The following is a 12,612-nucleotide window of genomic DNA, read 5'->3' as shown; positions in this document are numbered from 1 at the left end:
TACTGGGGCTTTATCCGTGGAGCCGCCTGGGGGAATCGAACCCCCGACCTTTTCATTACGAGTGAAGCGCTCTACCGACTGAGCTAAGGCGGCGTGCCTCTCGGCCACGCGAGTCTATCGTCTCCGGCCCGGATCGCGAAAACGGGTGGTCACGGTCATTGGGCCGCGATCAGGGCGGCGGCCATGGCGGCGAGGGCGAAGCGGGGTTTGACGTTTAGATCGAGGGCTTCGCGGCAAGCGAGGACGGCCTCGATGGAGCTGAGCAAACCCTCGGGGCGCACCCGCGCGGCGAGGTCGTGGATCTGATCGGACAGGTCCGGGTGGGTGAGGGCGACGCCGGAACCGTTGCCCGCGGCGCCGAACCGGACGGCCAGCGCGTCGCGGTAGACGCCCGCCACGTCGATCAGGGCACGGTCGAGGGCATCGCGTCCGGTGCGGGTGGCGCGGGATTTCTGCCGCCGTTCCAGGTCTTTGAGTACGCCGGCGGACCCGCGGGTGGCACCGGCCGCACCCTTGCCGGTGCCACCCGCGCCCAGCGCGGTCGCGAGTTCCTCGCGTTCGCGTTCGTCGCGGGTGGCGCTCATCTGCTTGGCCTCGTCGTCGGCCGCACGCACCAACTCATCGGCGGCGGCGTAAGCCGCGCCGGGCTTGCCGACCGCGGCGACCAGGGCCAACGCGCGTTGACGTCGGGCTCGCGCCTCCTCGTCGGTGGCGAGTCGTCGGGCGCGACCGACGTGCCCGCCGCTGATGGATGCGGCCCAGGTCGCGGTCTCCTCGTCCAGCTTGTCGCGTTCCTGAAGCACCCGCGCGATGGCGGGTACCGACGGCGTCACCAGGTGCACATGCCTGCATCGAGAACGCAGCGTCACCGAAATGTCCTCGGGATCCACCGACGGTGCGCACAGCAGGAACACTGTCCGGTTCGGCGGCTCCTCGACCACTTTCAACAGCACGTTGCCCGCGGCCTCGGTCAACCGGTCGCCGTCCTCGATGACGACCACCTGCCAGCGCCCCGTGCTGGGCCTGCGCGAGGCGACCTGCACGATCTCGCGCATCTCCTTGGTGCTGATACTCAGCCCCTCGGGCACCACTCGACGAACGTCGCCGTGCGTGCCCGCCATCGTCGTCGTGCAGGCGTGACACCTGCCGCATCCAGGGGTCTCCGGGTCGGTGCATTGCAATGCGGCCGCGAAGCACAGCGCCGCAACGGATCTGCCCGATCCCGGCGGTCCCGTGAACAGCCATGAATGGGTCATCGCCCCTGCTACCACGCCCCCGCGAGCCGCGATCGCAGCGGCCGTCAGCTCGGACTCGACCGCATTCTGGCCGACCAACCGATCGAAGACACCCGCCACGTCGTACACCATAGCCGCCCGCACCGACACAACTGCCCGGACATCGGTCCCGAATGCGCGAGCTAAGAGGCGCGCTGATGCGTGGTGCTCGCGCCGTCGAGCGCCTCACGAATGAAATCGGCGTGCCCGGAATGGTGCGCGATCTCCCGCAGGATGTGCAGCACTGTGTAGCGCACCGACTGCCAGATTCGGTCCGGCGTCCACGGCGTGGTCGGTGTGGGGATAGAGGTGTCGAGGCTTTTCACCGAACGAATCAACTCCGCCGTAGCCGCGGCGACCTCGTCCCAGGTAGCCAGCAGCCCAGCGACGGTCTCGTCGGCCGCCATCACGTACTCGCCCTCGAATTCTGCGAGATCGAGTTCCGCATGCTCGTCACGCTCCACGATCACCGCGGTCCAGTGCCGTTCGCAGCTGATCAGATGATGCAGCAGACCACCTAGGGTCAGCTCGCTCGTCGTGGTCCGCCGACTAGCCAGCTCGTCATCGATGCCGCGCAAGGTGATCCGGAAAAGTTCGCGCTGGTCGGCGAGCATCGCCACGAGATCCTCGCGTTCCTGTTCGGTACTCATGGCGCTCAGGCTACGGCCGATACCCCGCTGCGCGAATTCACGACTTTCCGATGCCGGTCCTCTTCGCCGTCGCCTTCTGCGCCGGGGTCTTCTTGGCCACCGTCTTGGTGGTCGTCGCCTTCTTGGCGGCGGCCTTCTTGGCAGCTGTCTTGGCCGGGGTCTTCTTCGCCGCGGTCTTCTTCGCCGCGGTCTTCTTCGCCGCCTTCTTCACCGGTCCCCGCGCCCGCCGATCAGCGAGCAGCTCCATCGCCCGCTCCGGGGTGATCGACTCGATCTCGTCGCCCTTCCGCAGCGTCGCGTTGGTCTCACCGTCGGTGACATACGGACCGAAACGGCCGTCCTTGATCACCATCGGCTTGCCGGTGGCCGAGTCGTCCCCCAGCTCACGCAGCGGGGCCGCGGTGGCGGCCTGCCGCCCGCGCCGTTTGGGCTCCGAGTAGATCTTCAGCGCCTCTTCCAGCGACACGGTGAAGATCTGATCCTCGGTGTTCAGCGATCGCGAGTCGGTGCCCTTCTTCAAATACGGCCCGTACCGCCCGTTTTGCGCGGTGATCTCCTCACCGGTGGCCGGGTCGGCGCCGACCACGCGCGGCAGCGACAGCAGCTGGAGCGCATCGTCGAGCGTGATGGTCGCCAGGTCCATCGACTTGAACAGGGAACCGGTGCGCGGCTTCGGCGCGGTGGCCTTCTTCGCGGTCTTCTTGGCGGGCGCCTGGCTGTCCGCGGGCAGGATCTCGGTAACATACGGACCGAAACGCCCTTCTTTGGCAACGATCTCGTGCCCCGACTCGGGATCGATACCGAGCGAACGTCCTTCCTGCGGCGTCGCGAACAGCTTCTCGGCCACCTCGGGCGTCAGCTCGTCCGGCGGAAGGTCGTCGGGCAGGTTGGCGCGCTGCGAAACCGAACCCCCTTCGGGGTCATCGGAATTGGCGATCAATCGCTCCAAGTACGGCCCGTACTTACCCACGCGGACGACGACGTCGCGTCCCTCGGAATCACCGAACAGCTTGATGGAGTTGATTTCCCGTGCATCGATGTCGTCGAGCCGCTCGCCGACCATCTTCTTCAGCCCGCCCGACCGCGCGACCGAACCCTCGACGCCGTGATCGCCACCGAAGTAGAAGCTGGACAACCAGTTTCCGCGCTGCTCGCGTCCGCCCGCGATGGCGTCGAGATCGTCCTCCATGGCCGCGGTGAAATCGAAATCGACCAGTCGACCGAAATGTTCTTCCAGCAGGCCGATCACGGCGAACGCGACCCAGGACGGCACCAGCGCGCTGCCTCGCTTGTACACATACCCGCGGTCCAGGATCGTCTTGATGATCGACGAATACGTCGACGGACGGCCGATGCCGAGCTCTTCGAGCGTCTTGATCAGCGACGCCTCGGTGTAGCGCGCGGGCGGATTCGTGCTGTGCCCATCAGGATTCAGCTCGACCGCGGTGACGCCCTGCCCCTCCTCCAGCGCGGGCAAGCGGGATTCGGCGTCGTCGGACTGACCGCCCGCCTCCTCGTCCACACTCTCCACGTAGGCCTTCAGGAAGCCGGGGAAGGTGATGGTGCGGCCGGAGGCGGAGAACACGCATTCCTCGCCGGTGCCCGCGACGCCGGTGATGCGCAGAGTCAGAGTGGTGCCCCTGGCGTCGGCCATCTGCGAGGCGACAGTGCGTTGCCAGATGAGTTCGTAGAGCCGGAACTCGTCGTTGTCCAGCCGCGAGTGCAGCTGTCCAGGCGTAGCAAACGTATCGCCTGCGGGCCGGATCGCCTCGTGCGCCTCCTGCGCGTTCTTCACCTTGCGGTTGTACTGCCGCGCAGTGGGGTGCACGTACTCGGCGCCGTACAGCTGCGTCGCCTGTGAGCGAGCCGCGGCGATCGCTGACTCCGACAGCGTGGTCGAGTCGGTACGCATGTAGGTGATGTAGCCGTTCTCGTACAGCCGCTGCGCCACCCGCATGGTCCGCTCGGACGTGAAGCGCAGCTTGCGCCCCGCCTCCTGCTGCAGCGTCGAGGTCATGAACGGCGGGTACGGCTTGCGGGTGTACGGCTTGGCCTCCGCGGAGGAGACCACCAGGTCGGCGCCGTCCAGCCCCTCGGCGAGACGCCGGGCGTAGCCCTCGTCCAGCACGATGACGCCGTTGGTGGCCTTGAGTTGTCCGTCCGAGCCGAAATCCCGGCCGGATGCGACCCTCGCGCCATCGACCACGACCAGTCGTGCGCCGAAGGTCCTCGGGTTGGCGGCGTCGGCTTCCTCGCCGGTGCCCGCGTCCAGCTTGGCGGCAATGTCCCAGTACTCGGCCGAGCGGAACGCCATCCGCTCGCGCTCACGTCGCACGATCACCCGGGTGGCGACCGACTGCACGCGGCCTGCCGACAGCCGGGGCATGACCTTCTTCCACAGCACCGGGCTGACCTCGTAGCCGTAGAGCCGGTCCAGGATGCGCCGGGTCTCCTGGGCGTCGACCAGGTCGCTGTCGAGTTCGCGGGTGTCCGCGGCGGCGGCCTGGATAGCGGGCTCGGTGATCTCATGGAACACCATTCGCCGGACCGGCACCTTGGGCTTGAGCGTCTCAAGCAGGTGCCAGGCGATGGCCTCGCCCTCGCGGTCGGGGTCGGTGGCCAGATAGAGTTCGTCGGCGTCCTTCAGCAGGCTCTTGAGCTCGGTGACCTTGGCCTTCTTGTCCGGGCTCACGATGTAGATGGGCTCGAAGTCGTTGTCCACGTCTACGCCGAGGCGGGCCCAGGACTGCCCTTTGTACTTGGCGGGAACGTCCGCCGCGCCACGCGGCAGATCCCGGATATGACCGACCGACGCCTCGACCATGTAGTTACGACCGAGGTAGGGCGCGATCTTGCGGGCCTTGGTCGGGGACTCGACGATCACGAGACGACGCAGGGGACGGCCCTGGTCGGCTGCACCGCGGTCTCGTGTTGCCACCGGCGAATACACCTTTCCTAATCGACCCGCGCTGCGTTGTTTTGCGCTGTGCGCGGCTGGGGCAAGCGGCGGCGACGGCTGGACGTTGCCACCAGACACGTTTATACCTTGACGCCGCGTGCGGTCGAGTGCTTGCGACTCGAACCACTGAGCGTACGCGCGTCAGTTCGGATCAGTATGCCCTGTCTTTTGGCTACACCTGCGCCGCGGCGTGCTCCGGCGGGCCTTCCGCCGTTCGCGCGGCCGTGTCCAACCCCAGATATAGCTCGTCCCTCACCTCCGATACCGGCGGTGAGGGACGAGCGATAGATCCTTTCGTCGCTCAGCTGAGCGCGCGGACTCCGGTGGCCTGTGGGCCCTTTGTGCCCTGGCCTACCTCGAACTCGACCTTCTGGTTCTCCTCGAGGGTGCGGAAGCCCGAACCCTGGATCTCGGAGTAGTGGACGAAGACGTCAGCGGAGCCGTCCTCGGGCGCGATGAAGCCGAACCCCTTCTCCGCGTTGAACCACTTCACAGTTCCCTGTGCCATTCTGTTCCTTCTCTTTTCTTACCGGAACGGCGGACAACTGGGTTCGTCCACCGGGTCCGTTCCGACCGCTGTACTGTTGGTTCCCCCTGCAGGAAAGCACCTAGCACACCGTTCGCAACATCGATCCTGCTGACGGTTTGGACTTTGGATCCGTCCCTCGAACACAGAAGCTTGCGACCAGGAACCAGTGAACCATGTCTTCGGGCAATTCAACAGTCGAGTTAGCGACAATTTGCAAAAAAGTTGATCTTGCGAATGCGCAGGTAAGGGACACAATGGCGGAATCTGGACTTGGGGTTCGTTTGCCCCTCGATAACCGAGTCACCGTTCGGCAATCAGGCTGTGACCCAGGTCGCTATTTGGTATCGAAATGGCAGGTGGAGCTTCCCAAGCGCACACGTTTCACACTATCTGAGCGTGTTGCGGAGCCTGCCTCGTGAATCCGGCGGAGTCTGCAGTCCGTTCGGAGCCTCGAACCGGCCTCAGCTATGGCGCATCGTTGCTGAATCGTGTCCTAACCGGGGTCCCGGATAACGATCCCCGGCTGACCCATGTCGTCGAACTCTCCGCGCGGGCCGCCGATGTCACCACCTGGCCGACATGGGCGGCGCCGGAAGTGGTTGCGGCATTACACGACATAGGCGTCGACACACCGTGGACTCATCAGATCAGGACGGCGGATCTCGCGTTCCAGGGAAACCACGTGGTCATCAGCACCGGAACCGCATCTGGTAAGTCGCTCGGTTATCAGCTTCCGGTGCTCACCGCGCTGCAAGCGGATCCGAAGGCCACCGCGTTGTATCTGGCGCCCACCAAGGCGTTGGGCGCCGATCAGCTGCGCGCCGTCGGCGCGCTGACCCACGAGAGTCCGCTGCGCGACGTCTATCCGGCCACCTACGACGGCGACACCCCGGCCGAGATCCGGCAGTGGGTGCGCGCCAACGCACGGTGGATTTTCACCAACCCGGACATGCTCCACCTGGGAATTCTGCGGTCACACCAGCGCTGGGCCCGTGTCCTGCGCAGATTGCGCTATGTGGTCATCGACGAATGCCACGCCTACCGTGGGGTTTTCGGCTCGCACGTGGCGTTGGTGCTGCGCAGGCTGCGGCGGATCGCGGCACGGTACGGCGCCGATCCGGTGTTCGTGCTGTGCTCGGCGACCACCGCCGAACCGGCGGCGGCCGCGTCACGGCTGATCGGGGCGCCCTGTGCCGCGGTCACCGAGGACGGCTCCCCGCAGGGGCCGCGGACCATCGCACTGTGGGAGCCGCCCCTGCTCACCACGGTGACCGGCGAAAATGGCGCACCCGTACGCCGGGCGGCCACCGCGGAGACGGCGCGGATCCTGGCGGACTTGGTGACGGAAGGAGCACGAACCTTGGCGTTCGTGCGCTCGCGCCGGGCCGCCGAACTGACCGCGATGGACGCGAAGAGGCGGTTGGCCGAGGTCGATCCAGCCCTGGCCGAGCGGGTTGCGTCCTATCGCGCGGGGTATCTCGCGGAGGATCGACGCGATCTGGAGGCGGCGCTGTCGGACGGGTCCCTGCTCGGCGCGGCGACCACCAACGCGTTGGAACTCGGGGTCGATATCGCGGGGCTGGACGCCGTGGTGATCTCCGGATTTCCCGGCACCGTCGCATCCTTCTGGCAGCAGGCCGGACGTGCCGGGCGGCGCACCCATGGATCACTGGTCCTGCTGGTGGCCAGGGACGATCCGCTGGACACCTACCTGGTCCACCACCCGGAGGCGCTGCTGGACAAGCCGGTCGAGGCCACCATCACCGATCCGCACAATCCCTATGTGCTCGGGCCGCAACTGCTCTGCGCCGCGCTTGAACTGCCGCTCAGCGACACCGAGGTCGCGGAACTCGGCGCGCATGAGGTGCTGCACGATCTGGCCGAGAAAGGGCTGATCAAGCGGCGCGCGGTGCGGGAAGGCGCGCGGTGGTACGTGACCGCCGATGCACAGCCGCACGACGCGGTCGACGTCCGCGGCGGAATCGGGAATCCGGTGGCCATCGTGGACGGCGAGACCGGCAGGCTGCTCGGCACCGCCGACGCAGGCCGAGCGCCGGCGAGCCTGCACCAAGGTGCCGTGCACCTACACCAAGGCGACACCTATGAAGTCGACGAGCTGGACCTCGAAGGCGGCGTCGCCTTCGTGCATGCGTCCGAACCGGGATGGACCACCAGCGCGCGGCAGGTCACTTCGATCGCCATCGACACCGTGACCGAACACCGCCGCCACGGTCACGTGACGACCGGACTTGCCCAGGTGCGGGTCACCAGCCAGGTGGTCGGCTACCTGCGCACGCTGGTCACCGGCGAGGTGCTCGACTTGGTCGAACTCGACCTGCCCGCGCAAACGCTGCCGACCAGGGCGGTCATGTACACCGTGACGCCCGAGCTGTTGGCGCAGGCCGGAATCGAACCCCAGGACGTTCCCGGAGCCCTGCACGCGGCCGAGCACGCGGCAATCGGCCTGTTGCCCTTGGTGGCGACCTGCGACCGCTGGGATATCGGCGGTGTCTCCACCGCCGAGCACCCGGACACCGGGCTGCCCACCGTCTTCGTCCACGACGGCCAGCCAGGAGGAGCGGGCTTTGCCGAGCGGGGGTTCACCCGACTGCGGCACTGGCTGTCCGCGACCCTCGCGGCCATCGAGTCGTGCGGATGCGCGGGCGGGTGCCCGTCCTGCGTCCAATCACCCAAGTGCGGTAACGGGAATCATCCGCTGAACAAGGCGGGTGCGGCGCGGCTGCTCACGGCTGTGCTGGCCGAGCTGCCGGCCATGTGAAAGCCGCCGCACTCGATTTCATGACGATGTCGAGCCGAGCATGTGACCGGTTGACCGTCCGCCCGGGAGATCTCCGGGATCACCGAGGTGCGTCCGAGTGGAATGGAGTCACTTCACCCCTCTCTGAATAAAAAGGAATAAATTCATGTTAACTACGTTATTGCCACGCGGCCATTTGCGAACATGCGCATTCATTCGTTCCGGTTATCCGCCCCCGCGCGGAGAATTCGCTAGTCCACATTTATCCCGCCAGCGGAATTGCAGATTCAGCCGCTCCGACAACGACCGACTAGCGCGTTGGCGGCACCGTCTCACTCTTCAACCGGACCGGCGCGGGCGACCGCGGAAACTATCCGATCCCCAAACAGACCTATTGGTACATTTCTTTGGACAGCGACTGTCACGTCCCACTCCGCGGCCGCACAGCCTTCGAGCCGCGAGCCCATCCGCCGTGCCACCAGTTCTGCCTCGACGCACGCGGCCTCCAGTCCCTGCGCCAATGCACCTGCCGCGGCGAGCGAAGCAAGATCCGCTGCCGCCTGCGCCTGATGTCGCGCCACCACGACGACCCCCATCTGTCCGATCAGCAGCGTCGCGCCGATCAGCGCCACCAGCCCAAGGCACGCGAACACGGTCGCTACGCCCTCCTCCGCGGACCCATGACGAACTTCCACCGCGGATCTCATACGTCGTGCACGGCTGACCCACACCGTCGTCGACCTCGGGGTGTAGCGGAGCAGCCCTACTGCCGCACCGATTACCGGTTTGACCATCGACTCGGGTTCCCTGCCCGAGCGCAGCACCGTCCCCCGGTTCGCCCCGGCACGAACCACCCTGGATACCGCGTTCATGAGGCGGCCCCTGGCTCGAGGGTGGCGACCGCTTCGGCGCGGAAAGTGAGCAGCGGCAAGAGCGGAGTACGAGAGGAGACAACAGCCGAAGCACGAGTGCCCTCAACGCGGACAGTAATGTCCGCATCTGGCGGGGCGACACTTGCTGCCGCGCGGACGGCGTTCGAGTCATCACCGCGGGCGGCCAGGCGGGCCGCCTCGCGAGCGGCGTCGACACAGCGGACCTGCGTCGACGCCGCAAGCAGGGCACCGAGGCACAACACGATCGTCGCGACGACCGCGGTGAGCGCGATCGCGGCCTCGATCGTCACTGCCCCATGGTCGCCGGCGAGGCCCGGTGCACCGCGACCACCAGCACGGGTGGCTACACCCTGGTGTTGAGCGCCCGATCGATGATCTTCGTCAACGCGTTCACGATGCTGTCGCCCGTCACGACGCCATAGAGCACGGCGCCGAAGGCTGCCGCCGCGATCGTGCCGATCGCGTACTCGGCCGTGCTCATGCCATCGTCCGCGACCATCGCTTGCACCATTCGCGAACGCAGTGCCATATACACAGCCCGCAAGCCCTGGCCCGCGGACCTCCTTATCCGCTCGATTCGCACCTGATTCCCCTCTCACTCCCGCCCATGCGGCCCATCCGCGCGAGCACGTTTCCATCGGCCGGGTGCGTGACGTCACAACAGCCCACCGCCGAGCACTCGGCCCGCCAGTCCGATCACGACGGGCACGATGCCGAGGCAGACAAAGGCGGGAAGGAAACACAATCCGAGAGGGCCTCCGATCAGCACCCCGGCACGCTCCGCCTTCGCGGCGGCCTCGTCTTCGAGCGCGCCCCTGCGCTGTTCGGCCAACTCCCCGACCGCGACCGCCAGCGACGCTCCGGACCGCGCGGAGCGCCGCGCCATCCGGGCAAGCGACTCGATCTCTTCCGCCCCCGCACGCCCGGTCCCGTCGCGCGCGACCCGCTCCCACGCCGTAGCCGCATCGGCGCCGAGTGCGAGCAGATCCGCTGCCCGCCGCAGAGCATCCCCCAGCGGTTCCGGCGCGCCGGGCGCCACGGCCCGCGCCGCGCCCGCCATGGGGAGCCCGGCCCGTAGACAGGCGGCCAGCAGGTCGAAGACCGAAGCTACGGCAAGCGGATCGGCCTTCCGATCCGCTCCGCGCGACGACTCGACCGGTCCGGTGCTCAACTGCCGGAGGGCACGCAGCCGCCGGCTCACCGCCACCCGCCCGGGGAACACCGCCAACGCGACCATCAGCAACAACAGCGGGACTATCGAATTCTCCGTGATGAACTCCATCCCCAACTCCCGTCACGAGAACAGATGCGTGAAAATGCCGCGCAGACAGCACAACCGGCCACCCAGCCCAGCAATGGACTGCCGGTGGTCTCGGTGCCGACGGCTGACCGGCCGGGGCCGGGCAGGTCGATCCGGAACCAGGCATGGTCGATGACCCGCGCGTCGATCTCGACCTGCTGCCACTCGCCGGTCGCGGCGTGCGAAATCCGTGATGACCACTTCGCCGAGGGGAACCTGTTCGACCCTCATCAGCTGACCGGTTCACCACCAATGCTGAAAACCGCGTCATACCAGAACTCTTCGTGTAATGGCGTCGGTCCACAGCAGACCAGCACAGGCCAGACCGGCGCCGAGCGGCAGCAGGACCACCCCGATGGACGAGGCGAAGAGGACACGCAAGGGCGAGGCACCCATCATTTGTCCGAGAACAATTCCCAGGAATGGCAGGCCCGCCAAGACCGCGGCGGTCGCACGGGCACCCGCCAGCGCCGCCGTGGTGCGGCCGTGAAACCGAATGCGGCCAGCGAGATCGGTGCGCGCCGCCGACAGCAACTCCGCGAGCGCAAGGCCGTGCTGCTCGGCGACCTGCCAGGCATCCGCGATCCTGGACAGCTCCACCGCGACAATCGAATCCGGCTGGCGCAGCCCCGCCGCCGCAGGGCCGCCGAGCCTGCTACGCGCGGCGCCGACGGTAAATGCGCGAGCCGAGTCACCCCGCGACTCGCGCGCCGCGACCTCTGCGGCGGCACTCGGATGTGCGCCGACCCGCAACTCGCCGATCACGGCCTCCAGTGCGTCGAGCAGGTACCCGCACTCGGCGTTCCGGTGCCGGTCCCGCGTGGCCCTGCGGATCCGGAATCCCACAGTCCCGGCGACCAGACCGGCCGCCAGGAACGGGCCTGGCCCGAAAGCAAGCAGGGCCGCGATGCCCACCAGAGCGCATGCTCGGAAAATACTGTTCTGCGGAGACTTTCGACGCTCACTCGACGCGGCGAACATTCGCGCGAACCGGCACCGTGAGGTCGACGCCGGGACCACAAGCACAGCGAGCGCCAGACACACTATCGCGGCGCTCATCTGGTGAGCCGTTCGTCAAGCAGGTGGTACAGCTCGTCGGCCGCAGGGGCGTCGGCAGTAGCGTGCCAGGCGGGAGTGATCCGCACGCGCCCACCATCGTCGCGGTGCACAAGGCCGATCTCGCGGAGCCCGCGCGATCCGTCGGATCGACGGTGCACGTGCAGGACTACCTGCACGGCGGCGGCGAGTTGGCTGTGCAGGGCCGCGCGGTCCATTCCGCCGAGGGCGGCAAGGGCTTCCAGTCGAGCGGGAAGCTCCTGCGGCGAGTTGGCGTGCACGGTGCCCGCGCCGCCGTCGTGGCCTGTGTTCAATGCGGTCAGGAGGTCGACCACCTCGGCTCCTCTGACCTCGCCGACCACGATGCGGTCGGGCCGCATGCGCAGCGCCTGCCGGACCAGGTCGCGAACGGTGACCTCACCGACGCCCTCCACGTTCGCAGTTCTGGCTACCAAGCGGACCACATGCGGATGCGGCGGTGCCAGCTCGGCCGCGTCCTCGACGCAGACGATCCGCTCGGTCGGCCCCACCGTGGCGAGCAGGCCGGACAGGAGCGTCGTCTTGCCCGCGCCGGTGCCGCCGACCACGAGAAATGCCAACCGCGCCTGCACGATCCGCTGTAGCAACAGCTGTGCGTCGGCGGGCACCGCACCCGCCGCGGCGAGCGCGTCCAGCCCCTGGGTGGCGGGACGGAGGACGCGCAACGAGAGACAGGTGCCGCCGTGGGCGACCGGCGCGAGCACCGCGTGCAGACGAACTCCGAATGAATCCCCCAGGGCCGCACCGGTTCCGGACAGCCTGCCGTCCACCCATGGCTGCGCGTCGTCGAGTCGCCGCCCCGCCGACAGCGCCAACCGCTGCGCGAGTCGTCGGATCGCCGCCTCGTCCGGGAACGTGATGGACGTCTTCTCCAATCCGTGGCCCCGATCGATCCACACCGCGTCGGGCCCTGTTACCAAGACGTCCGCGACGTGTGGATCGTGCAGCAACGGTTCGAGCGCGCCGGCCCCGGTCATTTCCGTCTGCAACAACCGCAGCGCCCGGAGCAGGTCGGTGTCGCCGAGCACCCCGCCCGCTTCGGCCCGGATGGCGGCGGCAACCTGCGCCGGATCCGGATCGCCCGTCGCTCCTGCCAGCCGCTCCCGCACCCGATCCAGCAGCTCGGAAGTCACCAACGCACTCATTGCCGCCTC

General features: G+C 67.6%; 11 protein-coding genes and 1 tRNA gene. 1 reads left to right on the top strand and 11 read right to left on the bottom strand.

Annotated elements, in window-relative coordinates:
• Window positions 1-17: 17 nt before the first annotated feature.
• The 5 genes from OHB12_RS26780 to OHB12_RS26760 all read right to left on the bottom strand — a co-directional run bounded on the left by OHB12_RS26780 (window position 18) and on the right by OHB12_RS26760 (window position 5,391).
• A tRNA-Thr gene (locus tag OHB12_RS26780) sits at window positions 18-93 on the bottom strand.
• Window positions 94-155: 62 nt separating this feature from the next.
• A complete protein-coding gene (locus tag OHB12_RS26775) occupies window positions 156-1,355 on the bottom strand; it encodes a DNA polymerase III subunit delta' (RefSeq protein WP_327121506.1) in 1,200 nt (399 codons plus the stop codon).
• 62 nt (window positions 1,356-1,417) lie between these two features.
• Window positions 1,418-1,924 (bottom strand): mycothiol transferase, encoded by a 507-nt coding sequence (locus tag OHB12_RS26770; protein WP_327111814.1) that lies wholly within the window; start codon window positions 1,922-1,924, stop codon window positions 1,418-1,420.
• Between the two features lie 37 nt (window positions 1,925-1,961).
• A complete protein-coding gene (gene topA / locus OHB12_RS26765; RefSeq protein WP_442799853.1) occupies window positions 1,962-4,862 on the bottom strand; it encodes a type I DNA topoisomerase in 2,901 nt (966 codons plus the stop codon).
• A gap of 322 nt (window positions 4,863-5,184) precedes the next feature.
• Complete coding sequence (locus tag OHB12_RS26760; protein WP_011206895.1) at window positions 5,185-5,391, bottom strand: cold-shock protein; 207 nt, start codon at window positions 5,389-5,391, stop codon at window positions 5,185-5,187.
• A gap of 499 nt (window positions 5,392-5,890) precedes the next feature.
• On the opposite strand from OHB12_RS26760, the gene OHB12_RS26755 reads away from it, so the two are divergent.
• Window positions 5,891-8,191, top strand: coding sequence for a DEAD/DEAH box helicase (locus tag OHB12_RS26755; RefSeq protein ID WP_327111812.1), 2,301 nt, complete (start codon window positions 5,891-5,893; stop codon window positions 8,189-8,191).
• A 311-nt stretch (window positions 8,192-8,502) separates the two neighbouring features.
• Here the strand turns inward: OHB12_RS26755 and OHB12_RS26750 are convergent, their stop codons facing one another.
• From OHB12_RS26750 to OHB12_RS26725, 6 genes are all read right to left on the bottom strand, one after another.
• A complete protein-coding gene (locus tag OHB12_RS26750; RefSeq protein ID WP_327111810.1) occupies window positions 8,503-9,042 on the bottom strand; it encodes an Rv3654c family TadE-like protein in 540 nt (179 codons plus the stop codon).
• Window positions 9,039-9,353 carry a TadE family type IV pilus minor pilin gene (locus OHB12_RS26745; RefSeq protein ID WP_327111809.1) on the bottom strand — a complete coding sequence of 105 codons (315 nt, stop codon included), beginning with the start codon at window positions 9,351-9,353 and terminating at the stop codon, window positions 9,039-9,041. The genes OHB12_RS26750 and OHB12_RS26745 overlap by 4 nt, the downstream gene beginning before the upstream one ends.
• A gap of 53 nt (window positions 9,354-9,406) precedes the next feature.
• A complete protein-coding gene (locus OHB12_RS26740; protein ID WP_327111807.1) occupies window positions 9,407-9,592 on the bottom strand; it encodes a DUF4244 domain-containing protein in 186 nt (61 codons plus the stop codon).
• A 126-nt stretch (window positions 9,593-9,718) separates the two neighbouring features.
• Window positions 9,719-10,345 (bottom strand): type II secretion system F family protein, encoded by a 627-nt coding sequence (locus tag OHB12_RS26735; protein ID WP_327111805.1) that lies wholly within the window; start codon window positions 10,343-10,345, stop codon window positions 9,719-9,721.
• Between the two features lie 285 nt (window positions 10,346-10,630).
• Window positions 10,631-11,422 carry a type II secretion system F family protein gene (locus tag OHB12_RS26730; RefSeq protein ID WP_327111803.1) on the bottom strand — a complete coding sequence of 264 codons (792 nt, stop codon included), beginning with the start codon at window positions 11,420-11,422 and terminating at the stop codon, window positions 10,631-10,633.
• On the bottom strand, window positions 11,419-12,603 hold the full coding sequence (locus OHB12_RS26725) for a TadA family conjugal transfer-associated ATPase (protein ID WP_327111801.1): 1,185 nt from the start codon (window positions 12,601-12,603) through the stop codon (window positions 11,419-11,421). Before OHB12_RS26725 ends, OHB12_RS26730 begins: the two co-directional genes overlap by 4 nt.
• Between the last annotated feature and the right edge of the window lie 9 nt (window positions 12,604-12,612).

This window comes from Nocardia sp. NBC_01730, assembly GCF_035920445.1.
Classification (GTDB): Bacteria; Actinomycetota; Actinomycetes; order Mycobacteriales; family Mycobacteriaceae; genus Nocardia.
Note: the sequence above shows the minus strand (reverse complement) of the source record. Positions and strands in the feature narration are given on the sequence as shown.

Bases quoted from the DNA above. Each gene is read 5' to 3' on its own strand.
- OHB12_RS26770 (WP_327111814.1), bottom strand. From the start codon at position 1,924: ATGAGTACCGAACAGGAACGCGAGGATCTCGTGGCGATGCTCGCCGAC.
- OHB12_RS26760 (WP_011206895.1), bottom strand. From the start codon at position 5,391: ATGGCACAGGGAACTGTGAAGTGGTTCAACGCGGAGAAGGGGTTCGGC.
- OHB12_RS26750 (WP_327111810.1), bottom strand. From the start codon at position 9,042: ATGAACGCGGTATCCAGGGTGGTTCGTGCCGGGGCGAACCGGGGGACG.
- OHB12_RS26740 (WP_327111807.1), bottom strand. From the start codon at position 9,592: ATGGCACTGCGTTCGCGAATGGTGCAAGCGATGGTCGCGGACGATGGC.
- OHB12_RS26735 (WP_327111805.1), bottom strand. From the start codon at position 10,345: ATGGAGTTCATCACGGAGAATTCGATAGTCCCGCTGTTGTTGCTGATG.
- OHB12_RS26730 (WP_327111803.1), bottom strand. From the start codon at position 11,422: ATGAGCGCCGCGATAGTGTGTCTGGCGCTCGCTGTGCTTGTGGTCCCG.
- OHB12_RS26725 (WP_327111801.1), bottom strand. From the start codon at position 12,603: ATGAGTGCGTTGGTGACTTCCGAGCTGCTGGATCGGGTGCGGGAGCGG.